Here is a 22,958-nt window from a genome sequence, read left to right as displayed (position 1 = left end):
ACTATCCTCAGTAATTGACCTGGGACGGGCCATCTCCCGTTGCGCGATCGTTCTTATCGGGCATCGTGGACTGCGTTTGCGAATCGACTTTTTTCGTCGGCGGCGGCGCATTTTTATCGGCTGGCGGGAAATAAAGCGGCCCTTTCAAACCGCAGCCCGTCAGGCTGAACAGAGTCAGAAGTACAGCGAGTGTCTTAAACACGTTTTTCATTATGGATTGCCTGTAAGTTCATGCTTTCTATTTTCTATCATCGCAGGAGAAGGCGTAAAAGCAAGCGTTTAGGGGCTCTTTATAAAATCTGAAAAGCGGCGCGTTGCCATGATTATTGCGCATTTACATCAGGGAACATGCTTTGCTAATCACTTTAGGTTTACGTACCACGTCCGGATGACCTTATGCAATATCGTAATTTGTTTTGCCTTTTTTCGCTTTCACTTCTGCTGCCTCCCGCCTGGGGATGCCGGCTGAGTGAATCTCCGCACAATGTTTATCAACGGCAAGGCAGCGGCGTGGTTTATCTCCAGCCAGAAGAGGAGAACAATCTTTCGTTGCCGGAGGTGAATTTCAAACGCCTGCGTCGGTTACCCAATTCATTGATTAACCCGGCAACTCAGGGCTGGAACTGGATAGCACAGCCCCCTTCCTGAACCGGGAAATTAACGCCGGAAAAGAGCATGGCTATTTTATGCGTGATAGCCAGCAAGGTCAGGGTATTCATGTCTTTAGCATCAATGGGCCGCTAAAAGTCACCGAGCGTTTTGCGTATGACAACCGCTATGTTTATACGTGGATTGGCAGCCAGCTTTACCGAACAGCATCCCCCTGCCCGGATAAGACGCATACTCTGAATAGGAACGTCATGTACACCAATAATAAAGATATCATCATCATAACGCAGGCGGAGGAATGCCAAAAATGACGCCGCTAAACCGTTTTGCGCACTTGATTAAACATCTGAAAAACGCCCTTCGGGGCGTGGGGATCGGTTCATGCATTTACGTCATTGTTGAAAGCGTTATGCACGGCACGATAAACGGTGTTGAAGCTGCCGGGGTTCTGACGATAAGCGCGGTACTCGGTCTGCTTAGCGCTCTTTTGGATATCAAAGCAAAGCCGCGCGCCCCCTTAATCCTGTTGCATTTTCTCCTCTGCGGCGGCTGCGTCGCGCTGATGGTGGCAATGCTGTCGGCGCTGAACCATTTCCCGGTTAACGCGTCCGTCATACTTATCACCAGTGCGCTATTTATCGTCATTTATCTACCGCTGGGTTTTATCCTTTACCGCTCACAACGGTAATTCGTATCGGTTCCAGAAGCTGACGCTTCCCCTTATACTGGCGATATCACTCAATAGCGGGATAAAACAATGAACGACAGTGAATTTCATCGCCTGGCTGACGCCCTGTGGCTCACCATTGAAGAACGCCTCGATAACTGGGACGGCGACAGCGATATCGACTGTGAAATCAACGGCGGCGTGTTGACCATCAGCTTTGAAAACGGCAGTAAGATCATTATTAACCGTCAGGAGCCGTTGCACCAGGTGTGGCTGGCGACCAAACAGGGCGGCTATCATTTCGATCTGAAAGGCGACGAGTGGGTTTGCGATCGCAGCGGCGAAACCTTCTGGGAGCTGCTGGAGCAGGCGGCGACGCAGCAAGCGGGTGAAAAGGTGAGTTTTCGCTAAGTTTTAATTCCGCAGGAGAGCCAGAAGAATAGCGCTTTCCTGCGTATATTTAACGAGATATGCGGTCGTATTACCAACCCCGAAATGTGAAATACAGCCAGGTTGCCAGAAACAGCGCGGGCCATACACTCAACCAACCAACCCAAAAACCGTAGCGTTGCCAAAAGGTTAGGTTAAATAGTGGCTTCTGCTCGGTAAAAAGTTGACGTAACGCTGGTGACCAACGTTTTTCCTTGATTTCATTGCTGCAATGATTGCATATCGCTAAACCAAACTTATCTCTTTTTCTCGCCTGAGACAGACCACATGTACGGGTCCTTTTTTGGCGAATAATCAACCATACATCCTGATTATTACAATAAGGGCATGTTTCATGTGTGGGTAGGGTTGCCAGAGGCAGCACATCAATATGGTGAGTAATAACAAAAAACATATATCTCTACCCTATTGTTCCAGGTTTCTGGCAACAGCCATTTTAAAAATATCCTGTAACTCATCTGAATCATAATCGAGATCGTTTAGAGAGATATTCATCACGCGATTACTTCCATGCTTATTCAATAATGACAGAAAATTATTACGCATTTTCTCATTAGTAATTCGCTGACAATAAAGCTCAACATCTTTGACAAAAACGGCCAGCACAGGCGTATTATCGCTAACACGCTCACCAACATAGTCGATTTCATGCCAGTAAACTATTGGTAGCCTGGTTGTGTGTAATGTTACTCCCTCCTGGTTCAACGTTAGCTGTGGCTTTCCTGAAAAGGCGGAGTACCAGTAAGCACTTGCGCCTGCTATCATGAGGAGTATTAAAAAAACACACACCATCTTTAGCATAATACTATAATTTAGAAAGAGGCTCATCATAAGAGCTATAGCTACCACTGAATAAAACAGAGCTAATTTTATTTGTCGTTTCTTATTCACGTAAATAAGAATAGGGTTGTTTATTGACATATAATATCCTTTTATAAAAACATCCATAAGAAACCATTAAAGAGCTTTTGTTTCTAATATGGTTTTTCAAAACATATTTACGAAAACAATGAAAGACGCGATAGCATTTTGAACGGTCTGGATATTACTACATAAATTGTATAAGAAAAAATATTGTCTAAACCTTGTTCCGCTCAATGAGCATTCTTCGAATGTAGGCTGGATAAGGCGTGTTAGCGCCGCCATCCGGCACAGTATCGCTCTAAAGCCATAATCATATTGATAAGAATAATGGCCGCACATGTGAGCATTAACGCGGTAAAGAACAAAAAGGCGATACCGTACAATTCCCATCCCAGATCATAGAGAAAATGGTAATTGTCGCAGGAGATGATCACATCCAGACCGGGACATACTTTTCCCCATCGCCCCCAGTAAGACGCATCCCAGAGTTGAAAACTGGCCATGCTGGCGCATAGCGAGAGCAGGCACCCAGCAGATATAAAACAGAATAACTTATTTATAAGAATGAAGCCGAGGCTGACCATCGCCATGACTATCCCTAACAAAATGAACGCATCTGCCACCTCAAACCTCCTCCTGTAAACCAAATGCGGAGGTCACGGTAACGAAGTTGGGTGAAGTTAATGTGAAGCGGTGAACGCCAGCCGGGCAGCTTTGCCCGGCGCAGCACTTACGAAAAATACTGCTGCAATAGCGGCGCGTCATGATCCTGGTTTGCTGGCGGCACGGTGTTGATAGGCTGCGTACGGAATGGGATCACCTGCGCGCGGCCATCGGTTTTCACTATCTGGTAGAACTGCGGCAGGTTAAAGTTGATAAAACTGGAGCCATACGTGAAGCGATCGTGCGATGACGAATAGAAGCGACTGACGTCGCGCACCAGTTCTTCCTTGCTACCTTCGCAGTGGTGATACACTTCCGCCCGGTTACTTTCATCCAGAATATAAATATTAAAGCCTTTCTCATCGCCCGTTTCTTCAAAGAAGAACTGAATGATCCCTTCGCTGGCGAAGCCATCCACCACTGACGGCAATTTCACCTGGTTGGTTTCCACCTGTACCGACAGCCCGTGCAGCTTGTTATGCGAAATCGCGCCGTAGAATTCGATAGCGTTCTCCAGCTTCTGCACCGAGACATTCAAGCGTTCGAAGAATAGTCCCCACGTCTGCCCGGAAACCCGCAGCGCCTTGAAGCGACCGGTCTCCTGACGGGTGCTGGAAAGACGTAGCTCGATACATTCGGAGACCAGTTGCTGCACGCGGGTGCGAATCAGACCGCGAAGATGCTGACTGTAGCAGAACACTTCGACGCTATCCGGCGGCGCGGCATCCTGGTGCATTTTCCCCAGAATCGTTTTCAGCGCTTCGATCATCGCCTGCTCGCCGTTAAAGTGCAGAGTACGCACTTCGTTCCACGAGTTGCGATATAACAAGTCGATACTGCCTATCAGACAGTTTTGCTCTTCGCCAAAGCTGAAAACGTCCAGCTTACGGAAGTCAAAATGGACCACTTTATTGCGAAACGCCGCCGTCGGGTCATATTCGAGGTTAACGATAATCGCCAGATGGCGAATTTCACAGGGGCTGTAGAGCGCTTTCGGCGTCGGAGCAGGCAAGCGCAGCGGGAAATGGTGCGAAACATCGGCGACCATCTCCTGCAACTTAGGCAGGTCGACAATACCGTTGCCCTTAATAAACAGATGCGTTCGCGACGTCAGCAGGCCGTTGAACCACGCCCACGCGACCAGCTTATTAAGATAACGGTTATATTCCAGCGGCTGATGGCTGATGATGGAATCCATGTTCGGCGCGCGGTTGTAGAGATACCAGCCTGAACGGTTGGCGCGTCCCGGCGGCACATGGATAAAGGTTAAATTCGGCTCGGACAGATCCGGCGATATCTGCGGGTTCACCAGCGTGACTTTACCCGGCAACGCTTCAAAAGCCGCGTACAGCTTACGCGTCAGTACGCCGATATCCTGCGGGCTGGCACTCACGCTGAGGTTGTTGCGCCGCGCAAAGCGAATCAGATTACGATAGCTCTGCATCATGGCGTCGAGCAATTCGTTGTGGGCTTCGCGCACCTGATCGATTTTCCAGTTTGCGCGATTATCGAGCATGGTCAGACGCGCGTCGTCCCATCCCCACTCGCTGACTAACTGGCTTAATACTTCCCGACGCCAGCCTACGCAGGCGCGCTCGCGACTTAATTTCTCGCACACTTTCAGGTAAAAGCAGCGGCGGACTAAATCCAGCCGCGTCGGATCTTCAATCGCCGTCAGGTATTCAGTGACCCGTTCCAGCATCATGCAGTAGGGATCGAGTCCAAACGATACGATTTCACCGTCATGCAGACGTTGTTTAATATCTTTCGCCAGCAAACGTGGGTTGGGATATTCCCATGAGTAGGCTTCCAGCAGCAGCGTTTTCAGCACCGCTTTGTACGGCGAGTCAATGCTCTTGTATAGCTGCCACAGGCTGGCGCCAAAGTACTCTTCGGCGGAGAGCGAGCTTAAGCCCCCCAGATCCAGCCATTCGTTTGGCGTTAATACGCCCTGCGCGTAGAGCGTCATGACATAGTCGTCGTAATGCTCTTCTTCGTCGCACGGCACCATACTCCACAGGATACGCTTCCCGGCCAGGCGCACAGCGGTACGATAAAACTCATCAAGCAACAGGATATGCTGCGTAGAACCACAGTCTTCCCCGCCCAGACTGCCGCTTTCGTTATGGCGGAAACGGTTCTCGTCGATCAGGAAGAAGCTCACCTCAACGCCAAGCGAGGCGGCCCAGCTTTCCAGCAGGCTGCATTTACGTTGCAGCAACTGACGCTCTTCGCCGTCGAGCCAGGACTGATGGCACACCCAGATATCCAGGTCGGACGAGCAGCTCTGCCCGACCGAGGAGGTGCTACCCATAGTGTAAACGCCGGTAATCGGCAGCTCGCCCTTCGGCGGGTCCTGCGGCGTCATACCGCGGTACAGCTCAAGTTCGTTCAGATAGTGGCGTTGGGTTTCATCAGGCGTGTAGAAGCAAATACCGCTGGGAACGTTACCATCAAGGTAACCCGGCATCAGTGGATGGTGATAGTGCAATAATGTCGGCAGAAGACTGTAAACCTGCTGAAAAGCGGGTCCCATGGCAGCAAGCGCGCGATCCACACGCAGTTGATTTATGGCATCCAGTCTCTGTTTCAGAGTCTCAATATAGAGGTACAAGACGTATCGCCTGATGTTGCTACCCGTCATGGTGCAGGTCAGTACTTGACCGTCGCCATTCGGGATAAACCGTATGTCAAAAATAACCGTTACCCTTTCTCGCCTGCATATTTTTATCCAATACCGACGAAAAAATGGTCTAAAACGTGATCAATTTAACACCTTGCTCATTGACCGTAAAGAAAGATGCGCTACATACAAGTGTAGCACCGTTCGCTGCGTGTAAATTCTTAAATACGGGCTGGCGGTTTCTCGTCATTATTCACTGTCATTGACGACACTGCGCCTTATCCTCTCACTCACGGTGACCGGAAAACTAACATACTCTCTATAAGGATGTTAGGATGGTCAATGATTGATAATGACGGTAACAAGCATGTTAGACAATGTTTTAAGAATTGCCACACGCCAAAGTCCCCTTGCGCTTTGGCAGGCACATTATGTCAAAGACGCATTGATGGCAACCCATCCGGGACTGACGGTAGAACTGGTGCCGATGGTCACACGCGGCGACGTGATCCTTGATACTCCCCTGGCGAAAGTGGGCGGTAAGGGACTGTTTGTTAAAGAGCTTGAAATCGCGCTGCTGGAAAAGCGCGCTGATATCGCCGTGCACTCTATGAAAGACGTTCCGGTGGCCTTCCCGGACGGTCTCGGTCTGGTGACCATTTGCGAGCGCGAAGATCCGCGCGACGCGTTTGTCTCGAATAAATATCACAGTCTGGACGATCTGCCCGCGGGTAGTATCGTCGGGACGTCCAGTTTGCGTCGCCAGTGTCAACTGGCGGAACGCCGTCCGGACCTCATTATCCGTTCGTTGCGCGGCAACGTCGGCACACGTCTCGGCAAGCTGGACAACGGCGACTATGACGCCATTATCCTGGCCGTGGCCGGTCTGAAACGCTTAGGTCTGGAGTCGCGCATTCGCACAGCCTTGCCGCCCGACGTTTCACTTCCTGCCGTAGGCCAGGGCGCCGTCGGGATTGAGTGTCGTCTTGACGACGCGCGAACGCAGGCGCTGCTCGCACCGTTGAATCACTCGCAAACCGCGCTGCGCGTAACGGCGGAACGCGCTATGAACACCCGCCTGGAAGGCGGGTGTCAGGTGCCGATTGGCAGCTATGCAGAAATCATCAACGGTGAAATTTGGTTACGCGCGCTGGTTGGCGCGCCGGACGGTTCGGTGATGGTGCGCGGCGAACGTCGTGGTTCTCCCGAGCAGGCGGAGCAAATGGGCATCTCGCTTGCAGAGGAACTGCTGGAAAACGGCGCACGCGCGATTCTGACAGAAGTTTATAACGGCGAGACGCCCGCATGAGTATTCTGATCACCCGCCCCTCTCCCGCAGGGGAAGCGTTAGTGAGCCGTCTGCGCGCACTGGGGCAGGTGGCCTGGAGTTTTCCACTGATTGAATTTGTCGCCGGCCGGGAGCTACCCACCCTGGCCGACCGCCTGGCGACGCTGACGGAAAACGATCTGGTTTTTGCCCTTTCACAGCACGCCGTCGCCTTTGCTCACGCCCAGCTCCAGCGGGATGGCCGAAACTGGCCTGCGTCGCCGCGCTATTTCGCGATTGGCCGCACCACGGCGCTCGCCCTTCATACCGTTAGCGGGTTCGATATTCGTTATCCATTGGATCGGGAAATCAGCGAAGCCTTGCTACAATTACCTGAATTACAAAATATTGCGGGCAAACGCGCGCTGATTTTGCGTGGCAATGGCGGCCGCGAACTGCTGGGCGAAACCCTGACAGCTCGCGGAGCCGAAGTCAGTTTTTGTGAATGTTATCAACGATGTGCGAAACATTACGATGGCGCGGAAGAAGCGATGCGCTGGCATACTCGCGGCGTAACAACGCTTGTTGTTACCAGCGGCGAGATGTTGCAACGGCTCTGGTCGCTGACTCCCGAGTGGTATCGTGAGCACTGGTTACTACGCTGTCGGCTATTGGTCGTCAGTGAACGTCTGGCGCACCTTGCCCGGGAGCTGGGCTGGCAAGATATTAAGGTCGCTGATAACGCCGACAACGATGCGCTGTTGCGCGCATTACAATAACTCTCATAATGGGATGCCATAATGACGGAACAAGAAAAATCCTCCGCCGTGGTTGATGAGACCAGGGAGAGCGTGGAAACCACGCCACAGCCAGTTAATACCGAGAAAAAAAGTAAGAACGGCGCCGCGCTGGTATTAAGCGCGGTGGCGATTGCGATTGCCCTGGCGGCAGGTATTGGGCTTTATGGCTGGGGGAAACAGCAAGCAACCGCGCAAACGGAAACCAGCGATGCGCTGGCGACGCAACTGACCGCCTTGCAAAAGGCGCAGGAGAGCCAAAAAGCGGAGCTGGAAGGGATTATCAAAAAACAAGCGGCGCAGTTAGATGACGCGAATCGCCAACAGGCGGCGCTGGCGAAACAGCTTGATGAAGTACAACAAAAAGTCGCCACCATTTCCGGCAGCGATGCTAAAACCTGGCTGCTGGCGCAGGCTGATTTCCTGGTGAAACTCGCCGGACGTAAGCTGTGGAGCGATCAGGACGTCACTACCGCCGCTGCGCTGCTCAAAAGCGCTGACGCCAGTCTGGCGGACATGAATGACCCCAGCCTGATTACCGCACGACGCGCGATTACTGACGATATCGCCAGCCTGTCATCCGTTGCGCAGATCGACTACGACGGCATTATTCTCAAGCTCAATCAGCTCTCTAACCAAATCGATAACCTGCGTCTGGCGGATAACGATACTGATGGTTCGCCGATGGATTCAGACAGCAGCGAGCTGTCCAGCTCGTTAAGCGAATGGCGCGTTAACCTGCAAAAAAGCTGGCAGAACTTTATGGACAGCTTTATTACCATTCGCCGCCGCGATGATACCGCCGTACCGCTGTTGGCGCCCAACCAGGACGTCTATTTACGCGAAAATATTCGCTCCCGCCTGTTAGTCGCCGCGCAGGCCGTGCCACGCCATCAGGAAGAAACATACCGTCAGGCGCTGGATAACGTTTCGACCTGGGTTCGCGCTTATTACGATACTGACGACGCCGCGACAAAAGCCTTCCTGGAGGAGGTCGATAAATTAAGCCAGCAAAATATCACGATGGATCTGCCGGAAACTCTGGGAAGCCAGGCGATTCTTGAAAAACTGATGCAAACCCGCGTGCGTAATCTGCTGGCGCAACCGACAGTCTCTACGGCAGCGCCTGCCACGCAGACAGACGCTCCGGCAGCCGCGCCGCAAGGAGAATAATGATGCTAAAAGTATTATTGCTCTTTGTGTTGTTGCTCGCGGGTATCGTGGTCGGCCCGATGATAGCCGGTCACCAGGGCTATGTGTTAATCCAGACCGATACCTACAACATTGAAACCAGCGTCACCGGCCTGGCGATCATTCTCATCGTCGCTATGGTGGTGCTATTCGCCATTGAGTGGTTACTACGCCGTCTGTTTCGTACCGGCGCGCACACCCGCGGTTGGTTTGCCGGTCGTAAACGCCGTCGCGCCCGCAAGCAGACCGAACAGGCGCTGCTGAAGCTGGCGGAGGGCGATTATCAGCAGGTTGAAAAGCTGATGTCAAAAAATGCCGACCATGCTGAACAACCGGTGGTAAATTATCTGCTGGCGGCAGAAGCGGCGCAGCAGCGCGGCGATGAAGCGCGCGCTAATCAGCACCTTGAACGTGCGGCAGAGCTGGCGGGGAACGACACCATCCCGGTCGAGATCACGCGCGTGCGCTTACAGCTGGCGCGCAATGAAAATCACGCGGCGCGTCACGGCGTGGACAAACTGCTGGAGGTCACGCCGCGTCACCCGGAAGTTCTGCGTCTGGCGGAGCAGGCCTATATTCGTACCAGCGCATGGAGTTCTTTACTGGATATCATCCCATCCATGGCGAAAGCGCACGTCGGCGATGAAGCGCATCGCGCCATGCTCGAACAACAGGCGTGGATAGGACTCATGGATCAGGCGCGCGCCGAGCAGGGCAGCGAAGGATTACGCACCTGGTGGAAAAACCAAAGCCGTAAAACCCGCCATCAGGTGGCGCTGCAGGTCGCGATGGCCGAGCATCTAATCGAGTGTGACGATCATGATATGGCGCAGCAGATTATCATCGACGGTCTGAAACGCCAGTATGACGATCGGCTGGTGCTGCCCATTCCTCGCCTCAGAACCAATAATCCGGAACAACTGGAGAAAGTGCTGCGTCAGCAAATCAAGACGGTAGGCGATCGCCCGCTGTTATGGAGCACGCTCGGCCAGTCGCTAATGAAACACGGTGAATGGCAGGAGGCGACCCTGGCTTTCCGCGCCGCGCTGAAACAACGCCCGGACGCGTATGATTATGCCTGGCTTGCCGATGCGCTTGATCGACTGCATCAACCGGAAGAGGCCGCCGCCATGCGGCGCGACGGCCTGATGCTGACATTACAGAACAATCCCCCGCAGTAATTCCCTCTTGCCCGGTGGCGCTTCGCTTACCGGGCTTACCGCCTACGCAAAATCATTCGGGATGCATAAAAAAACGCCTGCCCGGTTAAGGGGCAGGCGTCAAAACAGGTCTGTATGACAACATAAAGGGGTGCTTCACTCAACGTTGTGTCCAGGGTGTTTGATGAGGCGTAAGCGACATCTGTCAGTGGACGATAAGCACCGTAAACGGCTCTGCATCATTCCTGAGTTTATGAGGCCAGAAGGCGAACATAAGAGATGGAATGAGCATCTACCCGTACATTATTGCACATAACGTGCCATCTTTGCACCGCTAAAAAACAGGCGCAGGCATTAAAAAAACGTAGAGAATTCACGCGATTGTCATCCCCCCGCCGCTGGCGAGGTTTTAGCGTGTCGCCCGGCGGAGACAGAACAGGATGCTTTTTATAAAGTGATTATAAATCAATAGATTATTCGTCACCGAATAGCGACAAATGAAGCCTGGGATATCGCCAATAAACCATAATGGCAACACGTGTGGGATAAGTAGTTGAAAATGAACAGAAAACAAAAAACCCCGCCTAAGCGGGGTTCAAAATTGGTCGGCGAGAGAGGATTCGAACCTCCGACCCACTGGTCCCAAACCAGTTGCGCTACCAAGCTGCGCTACTCGCCGATATACTGCTTTTTTGAATTTTTAGTTCAATTCATTGAGTCGTGGTGCGAGGGGGGGGACTTGAACCCCCACGTCCGTAAGGACACTAACACCTGAAGCTAGCGCGTCTACCAATTCCGCCACCTTCGCGTTTCACAACTCTATATTAATGGGGTGGCTAATGGGATTCGAACCCACGACAACTGGAATCACAATCCAGGGCTCTACCAACTGAGCTATAGCCACCACTGAAACTTTTTACGCGGTATTAAACCACCGCAGCTCAAGCACCTAAATAAATGGTACGCCCGACAGGATTCGAACCTGAGACCTCTGCCTCCGGAGGGCAGCGCTCTATCCAGCTGAGCTACGGGCGCTTAGCGCCGTTGCGGGGGTGGATAATACGGACTTCACACCCCGCTGTCCAGTGCCTTTTTAAATAAAATGCGCGTTTGGTTATGCTTTGCGCATTTTGGCGCTTATTCCCCCACCTTGTGGGCGGTTCCGTGACGATTCAGACCGAAAACTTTGTAGACCAGCGTGACGGCCAGCAGGAAGATGACGCCGACAAACAGCGACATGCGCGTATCTTCATTAAAGTACATGCCGATTAAAACGCAAACCAGAAACGCCATCGTCAAATAGTTCGCCCACGGAAACATAATGGAACGAAAAGGATGATCCGCAATCGCTTCTTTATGCGCCCGACGAAAGCGCAGTTGGCTAATCAGAATGACAAACCACGGCACCATCCCCGGCAGTACGCTGGCGCTATAAACGTAAACAAAGACGCGCTGCGGATTGGGGATGATGTAGTTCAGGCAAGAACCTACCAGCAAAATCAAAATAGAGAGCGCCACGCCCGCGACCGGCACGCCGTGGCGAGAGACTTTCGCGACTGCCGCCGGCAGTTGACGGTTTTTCGCCAGCGCGTAAAGCATACGCCCACAGCTATACATTCCGCTGTTACAGCCGGAGAGCGCCGCCGTCAGCACGACAAAGTTGATAATGCCTGCCGCGGCGGTGATGCCGATTTTCGCGAAGGTGAGCACAAAGGGGCTGCCGTTGCTGCCAATCTCATTCCACGGGAAAATGGTGACGATCACGAAAATCGCGCCAACATAAAAAATCAGGATACGCCACAGCACTTTACCCACCGCGCTACGCAACGTCACCTGCGGATTCTTCGCTTCACCGGCGGTAATACCGATCAACTCAACCCCTTGATAAGAGGCCACCACGATACATAATGCGGTCAGAAAGCCTTTCCAGCCGCCGGCAAAAAAGCCGCCATGCTCGGTCAGATTACCAAAGCCAATCGCCTGGCCGCCGTTACCAAAGCCGAAGAAAATCACCCCCAAGCCGATGATGATCATCACAATAATCGTGGTGACTTTGATCATCGCAAACCAGAACTCGATTTCACCATACAGGCGCACCGCAGCCAAATTCGCCAACGCAACCAGTCCGACGGCAATCAGCGCCGGTATCCACTGCGCCATCTCCGGAAACCAGAACTGGACGTAGACCCCAATGGCGGTAATTTCCGAGATCCCGACCGCCATCCACATAAACCAGTATGACCAGGCGGTAAGATAGCCAAAAAAAGGACTCATATACCGGTGGGCGTACACGGCAAAGGAGCCGGTAACAGGTTCCAGAAAGAGCATCTCCCCCATCGAACGCATGATGAAAAAGACGAACAATCCGGCGATGATATACGCCAGCAGCACTGACGGGCCCGCCCATTTCAGCGTACTGGCGGCGCCCATAAAGAGTCCGACGCCGATGGTGCCCCCGAGGGCAATCAATTCAATATGACGAGCTTCCAGCCCACGCTGTAGCTCCGGTTTTTTCTCTGCCATAAATCCTCATGTCGTGTTTGCAACGGTTCCGGTAGTACCGGTTATTGTTATGGGTACATCGATTGTTGCGAATATTTTCTTAAATTTGGACAAATGGCAAATGGAGCATTAAAAAAATGCACTTATTGTGTAAGAAATCATCGATTATGTTGTAAATGAGCAGCGCCATAAGCACAATCCGCTGCTCAAGTCATCAGAAGGGAGAATTAGAGATCGCCAGTATAGTGCCAGCGAAGGTAGCGCAGCAGACGCATCTGGCGGGTAATACGCTTCGGTTGAGAAAGCAGACGATACAACCACTCCAGCCCCAGGTTCTGCCATATTTTTGGGGCGCGTTTGACGTGACCGGTAAACACATCATAGGTACCGCCCACCCCCATATATAGCGCATGGGGATGCACTTCCCGACAATCGCGCATGAGTAATTCCTGTTTTGGCGATCCCATCGCGACGGTGACAATTTTCGCGCCGCTGGCATGGATACGCGCAAATAGCGCCTGACGCTGCTCCGGCGTAAAGTAACCGTCCTGGCTACCCACAATATTGACGTTCCACTGCGTCCGCAGTTTTGCTTCCGTCTGCGCCAGCACCTCAGGCTTGCCGCCGACAAGAAATACCGGCGTGCCTTCTTTACCCGCGCGCGCCATTAACGCTTCCCAAAGGTCAGCGCCAGCCACACGAGAAACCTGCGCCTGCGGAAATTTTTTACGTATTGAACGCACCACGCTGATGCCATCGGCATATTTAAATTCCGCCGCCGCTATCAACGCGCGGACTTCCGGATTGTCTTCCGCCGTCAGCAGCTTTTCGGCGTTGATCGCCACCAACGTGCCTTGCTTCAGTTGACCATCGGCAAACAGATAATTCAGCGCGTGTGACATGTCGCGCCAGCCAATCAGAGGTAATCCACGCAGCGAGTAAAGGGGCGCAGCGGCATTATTGGTCATAGTTTTCCTTCCACCTGTGCCTGAGGGAGCGAAGTTGTACGTTTATGAATCAGTCCGGCGCTATCAAATAACCAGAACAGAAGCTTAGCGACCAGCAGGCTGGCGCCAAAAACCACCAGGAAGAAAACCACGCGCGAAACAAACGAATCCAGCCCTTCTCGCGCCAGCACAATCATATTAAAGATGGCGCCAAAGCAGAAACTGTGCAGAATCGCCGCCTTATAGCGATTGGGCTCCCGGTTACCCAGTTCATACAGCCAGTCGAACCATTTGATAATCAGCCCGACGACGATCGCGCCGAGCGGAATAAACAGCGCCCCGCCCATGACCACCAGCGATCCGATAAGCGTTGGCGATATCGCCAGGCCAGAATGGTTGTTCAGGACTTCCCAGGTGAAGTAATTCGCAGAATTCAGCACGATACTGGGTCGTCCCGGCCATAACCAGGTGGGAATAAAGACGTAGAAATCACGCACGATAGGGGCCAGCCCCTGAAAATCGATATTGTGGTAATTTTGCAACAGCAGCGCCAGATTCTCCCACGGCGAAAAGGTATCGCGCGTCAGATAAAGAAACGTATAGAACGCCTCATCGCCGCTCACATTTAATCCGTAGCGTTTGAGCGCCAGCCAGAACATACCGACAATCCCCAGCACGCCCGCCGCCGCCAGCATCCACAGGCTGATCCAGCCCCGAATAATGCCGATAAACAGGAAGATAGCAAACGCAATAATGATGTTAGCGCGCGTGCCGCCGACAATCATGTAGGTCAACAGACCAAACGCGACGGTGCTCACCAGAAAGAACAGCCACGCTTTGCTGTCCTGGCGCAGGAAATAGACCACCAGCATCGCCGGAATGAAGAAATAGAAGAACCGTTTTAACGCCACGCCGGAGACTTCGCTGGAAAATATCTGACTGTAGGAGTGCAGCCGGAACAGCAAAAAGCCGTTATGCATAAAGAAAATCGCCACGCTCACCAGCGCGATGCCCATCAGGATCACCCAGGTAAGGTGGGTTTCCACCCGGTTCATGGTAAATAGCGGCTTGCGTGGTACATCCACAACGCGTTTGCGTAAACGCGTTTTATAGGTCACGTAATACACGCCGTAGAAACAGGCGGCGGATAATAGAGCCTGCAATAAGATTTCCGGCGGCGCGACGCCAACGTCGAAACGAAATACCAGCACGCTGGTTAGCGGAAAACCAAAAAAGAAGGTCAACAAAAACAGCAACGAAAAGAAAACGTTGAAGTTAAAACGCACGCGGCGGAATTCAAACCAGGTCAGCGTGGCGATAAACAGCGTAGAGAGCAGCCAGACCACCAGCAGCCCGCTGAATTGCATTAAACTCATTCGGCTTCTCCTGCGGCGATTCTCAACGCATTATGCCACGGTTGCAGGTAGTTGGGGCTAAAGAAGGTAATGCCGCTTTTATCTACCGATGCGAGCTGACGCTGCGCCTCGCGCACGACCTGCTCATTAAGATCGTCCGTGGTAAACAGGACGGGCAGATGCTGTTCCGCCATATCCTGCCAGAAAGGATTGTCGCGATTCAGTACGCACGGGATATCGGCCTGAATTAGCAGACATAACGTCCCGATCCCCTGTTGGCGGGCAAAAATAAAATAACCGAGGTCGCACTGGCGCAACAGCGCAAGATAGGCATCAAATTCCATTTTTTCGCTAAGAATTTGTAGATTTTCGGCGCTAAACAGCGCCAGACCGGCCTGACGAACCTCATCAATATAGTCCTGGTTATTGGCCGGATAGCCCATCGGCACCACCACGTTTACCGTGTCGCCAAACTGCTGATACACCGCCCGTAACGCCGCAATATGTTGGTTACTGCGATCGCCAGAGTTCCCTACCAAAATGGTCAATTTCCCCGCACGTTGGCGCTCTTTTGCCATAGCATTCAGGGAAGGGTCCATGCGCGTCGGGAAATAGAGCAACTCGCCGCGTACGCCCGGGTGCTGGCGCGCAAAATAGCTGAGATCGCCGCGCGTCGCGAATACGCCCCCTACTCGCCCCTGCGCGATACGACGAAGCGGGTAGAAAAGGCGGAATTTCAGCCCGTGGGACACTTCGTAGAGATCCGCGCCCCAGATATGCCAGTAAAACTGAGCTGGCTTAATACCGCCGCTTAACAGCGCCAGCCACAGGCTGGTGTTGAACTGACCGTGAAAGAAGAATCTCTGTCGACGATTTGCTTTCGCTTTGGCGATGACCGCCTGCGCCAGCGCTTTCTTACTGCCATAAAAACGAAGCGAGAGCGCCGGGCAGCTTTCCGTGAAGCCGTTATCTTCACCGGCAACCATAAATTCGCGCGCGTGCTCGCTTGCGGCGGCCAGCGTATCATTGAAAAACCGCAGCACGGTGTGGTTATGGTGAGGGATATCCGATCCCAGGACGTGAATCAGTACAGTCATGCTCGCCTACGCCAGAGTAAAAATACGCCGCAACAAAGTGAAAAATAGACAATATAGGTGGCCATATAAGCCTGTGCCGCACCCAGCGCGCCGTGAGCGGGAATCAGCCAGTGAGCGAACGCCGTTAACAGAATGAACTGGCTAATTTCAGCCAGAATGTAAAATCGCAACGACGCTTTGGCAATCACCAGATAACCGAAAACATAGGCGCCGACTTTCAGCACGTCGCCCACTAACTGCCAGGCGAACAGATCGCGCATCGCGGTGAATTTGGCGGAAAAAAGCAGCCAGATAGCAAAATCGCGCAGTAGCCAGACGGTAAAACTCGCCGCCGCAACCGCCGGTAAAACAAATTTCAGCGCTTTTACTACTTCGCGCGTAATGTCCTGTTTTTCCGTCAGGCGTGAGAGCGTGGGTAACAGGTAAACGCTGAAGGAGGCGGTGATAAATTGCAGATAGGCGTCAGAAATACTGCTTACGCCCTGCCAGATCCCGACATCGCTCCAGCTATAGTGCGCGGCCAGTTGGTTTCGCATCATCACATAGGCGACCGGCATCGTAACGGAGGTAATCAGCGCCATCAGGGTAAATTTACTGAGCTGCCCTGCCAGACCGTTGTTCCAGGAGGGCTTGAGATAGCGTAGCGGGACGGTGCCGCGCTTAATCAGTATTATACCGGCTGGCACTACCACCAGCGCCGGCACCAGCGCCAGGCCAAGCAGAGCGCCTTCATAGCCGCCGACACGGTAGCAGAGATACCAGGCGGCGACGCCCAAAAAGCTGCCGACAATTAACGATAAGGCATTACCCGACGCGTCACGAAAGCCCTTCATTAGCGCCAGCAGCAGGTTCGCCCAGGCGATCCCCATTTGTACCAGCGCAACCAGACGCACCAACCCTTGATAGTCCGTATGACCGAACAATCCCTGGCTAATCGGCGCCGCCGCCAGCAGGAAGACTAGCGCCAGCAGCGTAGAGAACCCCAATACCATCGCGGAGGAGGTTCCCACCACGGTACGTAACTGCGCCGGGTCATCATGATGTTGTGCGACGAGTTTGGTAACGCCGTTAAAGATCCCGGCGCCAGCCAATACGCCCAGCACGGTAATCATCTGGCGGAAGTTACCCGCTTGTCCGACGCCCGCCGGGCCAAAAGAGACGGCCAGTAGTTTCACCACCAGCAGTCCGGCGCCAATTTTTACCAGCGTACTGACCGCCGTCCACAGGGAGGCTTTAGCAAGCGACATATCAGGAGAAATAATTTAGCAAGGTAGTAATCACCGTTCGTTGATCGACGGGCGCAAGGTTATAAAACAGCGGCAGACGCAACAAACGTTCGCTCTCTTTTGTGGTGTAGACATCGTCCCCGATAAACTCGCCGAATTTATCGCCCGCCGGACAATCATGCAGCGGAATGTAATGGAATACCGCCATGATTTCCGCCTCTTTCAGGAAATTAATCAGCGCGCTGCGATCGGCGATATCCCGCAGTTTGATGTAAAACATGTGGGCATTATGCCCGCAGTTTTCCGGAATAGAAGGCAGCTCGATACGCCCGGCGCGCGCCAGCGGCGTTAACGCATCGTAGTAAGTCTGCCACAGCGACAGACGCTGTTGATTGATACGATCGGCGGCCTCCAGTTGCGCCCACAGGTAGGCAGCCTGCAGATCGGACATCAAATAACTGGAGCCGATATCCCGCCAGGTGTATTTGTCCACCTGACCACGGAAGAACTGGCTACGGTTGGTGCCTTTTTCGCGGATGATCTCCGCGCGTTCAATCAGCGTACGATCGTTGATCAGCGTCGCGCCGCCTTCGCCGCCAGCGGTGTAATTTTTGGTTTCATGGAAGCTAAAACAGCCGATGTGACCGATCGTTCCTAACGCGCGCCCTTTGTACGTGGACATCACGCCCTGGGCGGCATCCTCGACAACGAACAGATTATACTTATCCGCCAGCGCCATGATGACGTCCATTTCACAAGCGACGCCAGCGTAGTGTACCGGCACGATAGCACGGGTTTTATCAGTAATCGCCGCCTCAATCAGCGTTTCGTCAATATTCATCGTATCCGGACGAATATCGACAAACACAATTTTCGCGCCGCGCAGGACAAAAGCGTTAGCAGTGGAGACAAACGTAAAGCTCGGCATGATCACTTCATCGCCGGGCTGAATATCCAACAACAGAGCCGCCATCTCCAGCGATGCGGTACAGGAAGGCGTTAGCAACACCTTCGCGCTGCCGAAATGTTGCTCCAGCCACTGCTGGCAACGACGCGTAAAGCCGCCGTCGCCGCACAGTTTGCCGCTGCTCATTGCAGACTGCATGTATTCGAGTTCGGTTCCCACCACCGGCGGCGCATTAAAAGGAATCATGTTGTCACCTGTATAACCAGTACGCAGTGCTTTCGATGTTGGCACCGCTTTGTATGTAACGTTTAAGCGCGGCGGTGTTGCCCAACTGGGTCGCCACCCGCAATGTTGCTTTGCCGCGACTCTGCGCCCAACAGATCGCCGCCTGCATAAGTTCCGCTCCCGCGCCGCGTCCGGCCAACAGACCGATGCGCGCGTCGGTATCATTCAATTCCCGCAGCGAGACGTAACCGCGGATAGCGCCTGTCTCCGTGCGAAGCACCAGGCATTGGTGATCAAACGTGCCGCGTACCGCATTCTCAATCCACTGGGCGTAAAAACGGGCGCTGGCGTCGGGCGCATACCACGGCGCGCGAAAACGACTCTGCGTAAACGCCTCTCCGGCCAACTGACGCAAAGCAGGAATGTCTTTAAGGTGTGCAATTTCCGCGCCATGCTGGTCGCGATGCCCTTTTACCGGCAACGCAAAATCCACCTCGCCTTCAACCAAAGAGAATCCCAGCGATTGCAACGCCGACAGCCAGGCGATGTTTTCAGCCGGCACTTTTACCTGCACGCGTTGCCACGCCTGCAGCGCTTCTGGCGTTAATTCGGGCGCTGAGGCATCGATACGCACAATGCCGCTATTCACGCCAAAAAACGTATTTTCCCAGAGTAACGGTTCAATACTGGCGCGGACGGGCACGGAGCAACTCCAGTAAATATTGGCCATAGCCGGTTTTTTCAAGCTGACTGGCGGCGCGTTTCAAACCATCATCATCCAGCCAGCCGTTGCACCAGGCAATCTCCTCCAGACAGGCAATTTTGAAGCCCTGGCGCTTTGATACGCCGCGCGTAATGGGATGCAACCGGGTACCGGAACCTCCCGCCAGAATGATGCCTTTCATTCGTTTCTCCTCCAGGAGTAAGAACCTGCCGTTTAGCGTTTCAGTCCTAAGCGTTCGCCCTGATAACTGCCATCCTGCACGGGTTTCCACCAGGCCTCATTGGCGAGATACCACTGAACGGTTTTTCGCATCCCGCTTTCGAAGGTTTCCTGCGGCGTCCAGTCCAGCTCGCGGGCGATTTTCGACGCGTCGATGGCATAGCGTAAGTCATGGCCGGGTCGATCGTCGACGAAGGTAATCAGATCGTGATAATTCGCCACACCCTGCGGTTTTTGCGGGGCCAGTTCCTCCAACAGAGCGCAGATCGTCCTGACCACATCCAGATTTTTACGTTCGTTATGACCGCCGATATTATACGTTTCGCCCACCGCACCGTTCGTCACCACGTGATACAACGCACGGGCATGATCCTCTACATACAGCCAGTCGCGAATTTGCTGACCGTTGCCATAGACCGGCAATGGTTTACCCGCCAGCGCGTTCAGAATCATCAGCGGGATCAGTTTTTCCGGGAAATGGTAGGGCCCGTAGTTATTAGAGCAGTTGGTGACAAGCGTAGGCAGACCGTAGGTACGTAACCAGGCGCGTACCAGATGGTCGCTGCTGGCTTTGGAGGCGGAATAAGGGCTGCTTGGCGCATATGGCGTGGTTTCGGTGAAGAAATCGTCTGCAGTATGCAGATCGCCATACACTTCATCGGTGGAGATATGGTGGAAGCGGAACGCCGCTTTAGCGTCCGCGTCAAGCGCGGACCAGTAAGCGCGAGCGGCTTCCAGCAAGGTGTAAGTACCAACGATATTCGTTTCAATAAACGCCGCCGGGCCGTCGATGGAACGGTCTACATGGCTTTCCGCCGCCAGGTGCATCACGCTATCGGGCTGATACTGCTGGAAAACTCGCTCCAGTGATGCCCGATCGCAGATATCCACCTTCTCAAAGGCGAAACGGTCGCTTTGCGCCACCGACGCCAGAGACATCAGGTTGCCCGCATAGGTGAGTTTATCCACCACCACCACCGCGTCTGCCGTTTCATGGATGATATGCCGCACCACCGCAGATCCGATAAAGCCTGCGCCGCCGGTCACCAGAATGCGTTTCATCAGCGCCAGACTCCTTTGGTATCAACTACATAACGTTGATGAACCGCATCGCCGGGAATCGCTTTAAATTCGTCGTGATCGACCAGCATCACCAGCACATCGGCGGCGGCCAGCGCCGCGTCCAGTTTCGCCAGCGTGCAAAGTCCGTCCAATTTTTTCGGCAACTGATGGATATTCGGTTCGACGACCAGGGTTTCGCCGCTGTGCCAGCGGGCGATACTTTGCGCGATCCCCATCGCCGGGCTTTCGCGCAGATCGTCGATATTCGGCTTAAAGGCCAGCCCAAAACAGGCGATTTTCACTTCGCTGGCGCGTTTATCGGTGGCCGCCAGGCAATCTGCGACCGCGGCTTTTACCTGATCGACCACCCAGTGCGGTTTGCCGTCGTTCACTTCACGCGCGGTGCGAATCAGTCTCGCCTGCTGCGGATTTTGCGCCACAATAAACCACGGATCGACCGCAATGCAGTGCCCGCCAACGCCTGGACCCGGCTGCAGAATATTGACGCGCGGATGGCGGTTCGCCAGACGGATCAATTCCCAGACGTTAATCCCCTGTTCGGCGCAAATCAGCGACAATTCATTCGCAAAGGCGATATTCACATCACGGAAGCTATTTTCCGTCAGCTTGCACATCTCTGCGGTGCGCGAGTTGGTGACAACGCATTCGCCCTCAAGGAAAATTTTGTACAGCGCGCTGGCGCGAGCCGAACATACTGGCGTCATACCGCCAATCACGCGGTCATTTTTAATGAGTTCCACCATCACCTGACCCGGCAGCACACGCTCCGGACAATAGGCGATATTCACGTCGGCCTGCTCGCCCGCCTGCTGGGGAAAGGTCAGATCCGGACGCATCCCGGCCAGCCAGCCGGCCATTTGCTCCGTTGCGCCGACCGGCGATGTTGATTCCAGAACCACCAGTGCCCCTTTTTTTAATACCGGCGCAATGGATTTCGCCGCGGCTTCCACATAGGCCATGTCAGGGTCGTGATCGCCTTTGAATGGCGTCGGCACGGCAATCAGGTACGCATCGGCCTCGACAGGTGTCGTCGTCGCACGCAGAAAGCCGCCCTCCACCGCCATCTTCACCACATTGCCCAACGCCGGCTCCACGATGTGAATTTCACCGCGATTTATGGTGTCTACCGCATGTTGGTTGATATCCACGCCGATAACCTGCTTCTGGCGGGAAGCAAAAGCGGCTGCAGTCGGTAATCCGATATACCCCAGCCCAATAACAGAAATGGTCGTAAAACTCATAACGATACCCGATAACTTTTTAACGCCTGTAAAATGCGCGCGCATGATTGCCCGTCACCATAAGGATTATGGGCGCGGCTCATGGTTTGATATTCATTTTCGTCGTGCAGTAGACGCATAACTTCCGCCACAATGCGCCGGGAGTCCGTGCCGATCAGTCTTACCGTACCAGCGGTAATGGCTTCCGGACGCTCTGTGGTTTCACGCATGACCAATACCGGCTTACCTAATGACGGCGCTTCTTCCTGAATACCGCCGGAATCGGTCAGAATGAGCCAGGCGTGATTCATCAGCCAGACAAAAGGTAAGTAGTCCTGCGGCTCAATCAGTACCACGTTTTCAACATGGCCGAGGATACGGTTGACAGGTTCGCTGACGTTGGGATTGAGATGCACCGGATAGACAATTTGCACATTCTGGTTCGCGGCGGCGATTTCCGCCAGCGCCTGGCAGATATGCTCAAAGCCCTGACCAAAGCTTTCACGCCGATGACCGGTCACCAAAATCATCTTCTTATTCGCGTTGAGGAAAGGATACTGCTCGGCCAGTTCAGCCTGTAATGTATCGCTCGTCAGAACGCGATCGCGTACCCAGATCAGCGCGTCGATAACGGTATTGCCAGTGACAAAAATGCGCTCATCCGGAATGTTCTCCCGCAACAGATTCTGCCGCGAGTTTTCCGTCGGCGCAAAGTGGTACATCGCCAGATGTCCGGTCAGCGTACGGTTTGCCTCTTCCGGCCAGGGGGAATAGAGATCGCCGGTTCGCAACCCGGCTTCTACGTGCCCTACCGGAATTCGTTGATAGAAAGCCGCCAGGCTGGTAGCAATCGTAGTGGTGGTATCGCCATGAACCAGCACCACATCAGGTTTAAAATCTGCCAGGATCGGCTTTAATCCCTCCAGAATTCGGCAGGTAATTTCCGTCAACCCCTGTCCCGGCTGCATAATGTTGAGATCGTAATCAGGCACAATAGAAAAAAGAGTTAATACCTGATCAAGCATCTCCCGATGCTGCGCAGTAACGCATACTTTGGCCTCGAAATGAGGATCTTTTTCCAGCGCATGGACCAGAGGCGCCATCTTAATGGCCTCCGGTCGTGTACCAAATACAGTCAGTACTTTCACATCGATTCTCTTCG

General features: G+C 53.5%; 23 protein-coding genes, 4 tRNA genes and 1 pseudogene. 8 read left to right on the top strand and 20 right to left on the bottom strand.

The window, feature by feature from the left end; translation table 11 throughout:
- Positions 1–7: 7 nt before the first annotated feature.
- Positions 8–211 carry an LPS translocon maturation chaperone LptM gene (gene lptM, locus ACLJPQ_RS20365; protein ID WP_000799903.1) on the bottom strand — a complete coding sequence of 68 codons (204 nt, stop codon included), beginning with the start codon at positions 209–211 and terminating at the stop codon, positions 8–10.
- Positions 212–396: 185 nt separating this feature from the next.
- Here lptM and ACLJPQ_RS20360 point away from each other — a divergent pair, with 185 nt between their 5' ends.
- From ACLJPQ_RS20360 to cyaY, 4 genes and pseudogenes are all read left to right on the top strand, one after another.
- Positions 397–648, top strand: a complete 252-nt coding sequence (locus ACLJPQ_RS20360; protein ID WP_001621231.1) for a hypothetical protein — start codon at positions 397–399, stop codon at positions 646–648.
- Positions 618–920, top strand: a pseudogene (locus ACLJPQ_RS20355) (hypothetical protein); the annotation flags it as partial. The gene ACLJPQ_RS20360 and the pseudogene ACLJPQ_RS20355, both read left to right, overlap by 31 nt.
- Positions 908–1,297: a DUF3021 family protein gene (locus tag ACLJPQ_RS20350; RefSeq protein ID WP_023194999.1), complete on the top strand. Its 390-nt coding sequence runs from the start codon at positions 908–910 to the stop codon at positions 1,295–1,297. The pseudogene ACLJPQ_RS20355 and the gene ACLJPQ_RS20350, both read left to right, overlap by 13 nt.
- A gap of 69 nt (positions 1,298–1,366) precedes the next feature.
- Positions 1,367–1,687, top strand: coding sequence for an iron donor protein CyaY (gene cyaY / locus ACLJPQ_RS20345; RefSeq protein WP_000999920.1), 321 nt, complete (start codon positions 1,367–1,369; stop codon positions 1,685–1,687).
- A gap of 70 nt (positions 1,688–1,757) precedes the next feature.
- Here the strand turns inward: cyaY and ACLJPQ_RS20340 are convergent, their stop codons facing one another.
- The 4 genes from ACLJPQ_RS20340 to cyaA form a co-directional block, all read right to left on the bottom strand.
- The gene (locus ACLJPQ_RS20340; protein ID WP_010989084.1) at positions 1,758–2,120 is read right to left on the bottom strand and encodes a hypothetical protein; all 363 of its coding nucleotides are present in this window, start codon (positions 2,118–2,120) and stop codon (positions 1,758–1,760) included.
- Positions 2,121–2,131: 11 nt separating this feature from the next.
- Positions 2,132–2,674: an STM3941 family protein gene (locus ACLJPQ_RS20335; protein ID WP_001747560.1), complete on the bottom strand. Its 543-nt coding sequence runs from the start codon at positions 2,672–2,674 to the stop codon at positions 2,132–2,134.
- A 185-nt stretch (positions 2,675–2,859) separates the two neighbouring features.
- A complete protein-coding gene (locus ACLJPQ_RS20330; RefSeq protein ID WP_000752579.1) occupies positions 2,860–3,213 on the bottom strand; it encodes a membrane protein in 354 nt (117 codons plus the stop codon).
- A 107-nt stretch (positions 3,214–3,320) separates the two neighbouring features.
- Positions 3,321–5,867 carry a class I adenylate cyclase gene (gene cyaA, locus ACLJPQ_RS20325; RefSeq protein WP_000281718.1) on the bottom strand — a complete coding sequence of 849 codons (2,547 nt, stop codon included), beginning with the start codon at positions 5,865–5,867 and terminating at the stop codon, positions 3,321–3,323.
- Between the two features lie 376 nt (positions 5,868–6,243).
- On the opposite strand from cyaA, the gene hemC reads away from it, so the two are divergent.
- The 4 genes from hemC to hemY are packed head-to-tail and all read left to right on the top strand — an operon-like array spanning position 6,244 to position 10,312.
- Positions 6,244–7,185 carry a hydroxymethylbilane synthase gene (hemC, locus tag ACLJPQ_RS20320; protein WP_001521319.1) on the top strand — a complete coding sequence of 314 codons (942 nt, stop codon included), beginning with the start codon at positions 6,244–6,246 and terminating at the stop codon, positions 7,183–7,185.
- Positions 7,182–7,922 carry a uroporphyrinogen-III synthase gene (gene hemD, locus ACLJPQ_RS20315; RefSeq protein ID WP_000025494.1) on the top strand — a complete coding sequence of 247 codons (741 nt, stop codon included), beginning with the start codon at positions 7,182–7,184 and terminating at the stop codon, positions 7,920–7,922. The genes hemC and hemD overlap by 4 nt, the downstream gene beginning before the upstream one ends.
- A gap of 21 nt (positions 7,923–7,943) precedes the next feature.
- Positions 7,944–9,113: a uroporphyrinogen-III C-methyltransferase gene (gene hemX, locus ACLJPQ_RS20310; RefSeq protein WP_000138962.1), complete on the top strand. Its 1,170-nt coding sequence runs from the start codon at positions 7,944–7,946 to the stop codon at positions 9,111–9,113.
- Between the two features lie 2 nt (positions 9,114–9,115).
- Entirely contained in the window at positions 9,116–10,312 is a 1,197-nt protein-coding gene (gene hemY, locus ACLJPQ_RS20305; RefSeq protein WP_023602562.1) for a protoheme IX biogenesis protein HemY, read from the top strand.
- Positions 10,313–10,893: 581 nt separating this feature from the next.
- Here hemY and ACLJPQ_RS20300 read toward each other — a convergent pair.
- The 15 genes from ACLJPQ_RS20300 to wecB all read right to left on the bottom strand — a co-directional run bounded on the left by ACLJPQ_RS20300 (position 10,894) and on the right by wecB (position 22,944).
- Positions 10,894–10,970 (bottom strand) — tRNA-Pro (locus tag ACLJPQ_RS20300).
- Between the two features lie 42 nt (positions 10,971–11,012).
- Positions 11,013–11,099, bottom strand: a tRNA-Leu gene (locus tag ACLJPQ_RS20295).
- A gap of 20 nt (positions 11,100–11,119) precedes the next feature.
- Positions 11,120–11,195 (bottom strand) — tRNA-His (locus ACLJPQ_RS20290).
- A 54-nt stretch (positions 11,196–11,249) separates the two neighbouring features.
- Positions 11,250–11,326, bottom strand: a tRNA-Arg gene (locus ACLJPQ_RS20285).
- Positions 11,327–11,428: 102 nt separating this feature from the next.
- Positions 11,429–12,814: a bifunctional threonine/serine APC transporter ThrP gene (gene thrP / locus ACLJPQ_RS20280; protein WP_000818378.1), complete on the bottom strand. Its 1,386-nt coding sequence runs from the start codon at positions 12,812–12,814 to the stop codon at positions 11,429–11,431.
- 206 nt (positions 12,815–13,020) lie between these two features.
- Entirely contained in the window at positions 13,021–13,761 is a 741-nt protein-coding gene (gene wecG, locus ACLJPQ_RS20275; protein ID WP_000183617.1) for a lipopolysaccharide N-acetylmannosaminouronosyltransferase, read from the bottom strand.
- A complete protein-coding gene (gene wzyE / locus ACLJPQ_RS20270; protein WP_000055605.1) occupies positions 13,758–15,116 on the bottom strand; it encodes an ECA oligosaccharide polymerase in 1,359 nt (452 codons plus the stop codon). Before wzyE ends, wecG begins: the two co-directional genes overlap by 4 nt.
- The gene (locus ACLJPQ_RS20265; protein WP_023206350.1) at positions 15,113–16,192 is read right to left on the bottom strand and encodes a TDP-N-acetylfucosamine:lipid II N-acetylfucosaminyltransferase; all 1,080 of its coding nucleotides are present in this window, start codon (positions 16,190–16,192) and stop codon (positions 15,113–15,115) included. The genes wzyE and ACLJPQ_RS20265 overlap by 4 nt, the downstream gene beginning before the upstream one ends.
- Positions 16,189–17,439, bottom strand: a complete 1,251-nt coding sequence (gene wzxE / locus ACLJPQ_RS20260; protein ID WP_000050288.1) for a lipid III flippase WzxE — start codon at positions 17,437–17,439, stop codon at positions 16,189–16,191. Before wzxE ends, ACLJPQ_RS20265 begins: the two co-directional genes overlap by 4 nt.
- A 1-nt stretch (position 17,440) precedes the next feature.
- A complete protein-coding gene (gene rffA, locus ACLJPQ_RS20255) occupies positions 17,441–18,571 on the bottom strand; it encodes a dTDP-4-amino-4,6-dideoxygalactose transaminase (RefSeq protein WP_000612080.1) in 1,131 nt (376 codons plus the stop codon).
- A 4-nt stretch (positions 18,572–18,575) separates the two neighbouring features.
- Entirely contained in the window at positions 18,576–19,253 is a 678-nt protein-coding gene (gene rffC / locus ACLJPQ_RS20250) for a dTDP-4-amino-4,6-dideoxy-D-galactose acyltransferase (protein WP_001145154.1), read from the bottom strand.
- The gene (locus ACLJPQ_RS20245; RefSeq protein ID WP_223154456.1) at positions 19,231–19,545 is read right to left on the bottom strand and encodes a sugar phosphate nucleotidyltransferase; all 315 of its coding nucleotides are present in this window, start codon (positions 19,543–19,545) and stop codon (positions 19,231–19,233) included. Before ACLJPQ_RS20245 ends, rffC begins: the two co-directional genes overlap by 23 nt.
- Positions 19,488–20,555, bottom strand: coding sequence for a dTDP-glucose 4,6-dehydratase (gene rffG, locus ACLJPQ_RS20240; RefSeq protein ID WP_000822142.1), 1,068 nt, complete (start codon positions 20,553–20,555; stop codon positions 19,488–19,490). The genes ACLJPQ_RS20245 and rffG overlap by 58 nt, the downstream gene beginning before the upstream one ends.
- Positions 20,555–21,817 carry a UDP-N-acetyl-D-mannosamine dehydrogenase gene (wecC, locus tag ACLJPQ_RS20235; RefSeq protein ID WP_058820863.1) on the bottom strand — a complete coding sequence of 421 codons (1,263 nt, stop codon included), beginning with the start codon at positions 21,815–21,817 and terminating at the stop codon, positions 20,555–20,557. The genes rffG and wecC overlap by 1 nt, the downstream gene beginning before the upstream one ends.
- A complete protein-coding gene (gene wecB / locus ACLJPQ_RS20230; protein ID WP_000866685.1) occupies positions 21,814–22,944 on the bottom strand; it encodes a non-hydrolyzing UDP-N-acetylglucosamine 2-epimerase in 1,131 nt (376 codons plus the stop codon). Before wecB ends, wecC begins: the two co-directional genes overlap by 4 nt.
- Between the last annotated feature and the right edge of the window lie 14 nt (positions 22,945–22,958).

The sequence above is a fragment of the Salmonella sp. SAL04213 genome, assembly GCF_046550535.1.
Classification (GTDB): Bacteria; Pseudomonadota; Gammaproteobacteria; order Enterobacterales; family Enterobacteriaceae; genus Salmonella; species Salmonella enterica.
Note: the sequence above shows the minus strand (reverse complement) of the source record. Positions and strands in the feature narration are given on the sequence as shown.

Excerpts from the sequence above, each read along its gene's own strand:
- lptM (WP_000799903.1), bottom strand. The coding sequence starts at position 211 with ATGAAAAACGTGTTTAAGACACTCGCTGTACTTCTGACTCTGTTCAGC.
- ACLJPQ_RS20360 (WP_001621231.1), top strand. The coding sequence starts at position 397 with ATGCAATATCGTAATTTGTTTTGCCTTTTTTCGCTTTCACTTCTGCTG.
- ACLJPQ_RS20350 (WP_023194999.1), top strand. The coding sequence starts at position 908 with ATGCCAAAAATGACGCCGCTAAACCGTTTTGCGCACTTGATTAAACAT.
- cyaY (WP_000999920.1), top strand. The coding sequence starts at position 1,367 with ATGAACGACAGTGAATTTCATCGCCTGGCTGACGCCCTGTGGCTCACC.
- ACLJPQ_RS20340 (WP_010989084.1), bottom strand. The coding sequence starts at position 2,120 with ATGTTTTTTGTTATTACTCACCATATTGATGTGCTGCCTCTGGCAACC.
- ACLJPQ_RS20335 (WP_001747560.1), bottom strand. The coding sequence starts at position 2,674 with ATGGATGTTTTTATAAAAGGATATTATATGTCAATAAACAACCCTATT.
- hemC (WP_001521319.1), top strand. The coding sequence starts at position 6,244 with ATGTTAGACAATGTTTTAAGAATTGCCACACGCCAAAGTCCCCTTGCG.
- hemD (WP_000025494.1), top strand. The coding sequence starts at position 7,182 with ATGAGTATTCTGATCACCCGCCCCTCTCCCGCAGGGGAAGCGTTAGTG.
- hemX (WP_000138962.1), top strand. The coding sequence starts at position 7,944 with ATGACGGAACAAGAAAAATCCTCCGCCGTGGTTGATGAGACCAGGGAG.
- hemY (WP_023602562.1), top strand. The coding sequence starts at position 9,116 with ATGCTAAAAGTATTATTGCTCTTTGTGTTGTTGCTCGCGGGTATCGTG.
- thrP (WP_000818378.1), bottom strand. The coding sequence starts at position 12,814 with ATGGCAGAGAAAAAACCGGAGCTACAGCGTGGGCTGGAAGCTCGTCAT.
- wecG (WP_000183617.1), bottom strand. The coding sequence starts at position 13,761 with ATGACCAATAATGCCGCTGCGCCCCTTTACTCGCTGCGTGGATTACCT.
- wzyE (WP_000055605.1), bottom strand. The coding sequence starts at position 15,116 with ATGAGTTTAATGCAATTCAGCGGGCTGCTGGTGGTCTGGCTGCTCTCT.
- ACLJPQ_RS20265 (WP_023206350.1), bottom strand. The coding sequence starts at position 16,192 with ATGACTGTACTGATTCACGTCCTGGGATCGGATATCCCTCACCATAAC.
- wzxE (WP_000050288.1), bottom strand. The coding sequence starts at position 17,439 with ATGTCGCTTGCTAAAGCCTCCCTGTGGACGGCGGTCAGTACGCTGGTA.
- rffA (WP_000612080.1), bottom strand. The coding sequence starts at position 18,571 with ATGATTCCTTTTAATGCGCCGCCGGTGGTGGGAACCGAACTCGAATAC.
- rffG (WP_000822142.1), bottom strand. The coding sequence starts at position 20,555 with ATGAAACGCATTCTGGTGACCGGCGGCGCAGGCTTTATCGGATCTGCG.
- wecC (WP_058820863.1), bottom strand. The coding sequence starts at position 21,817 with ATGAGTTTTACGACCATTTCTGTTATTGGGCTGGGGTATATCGGATTA.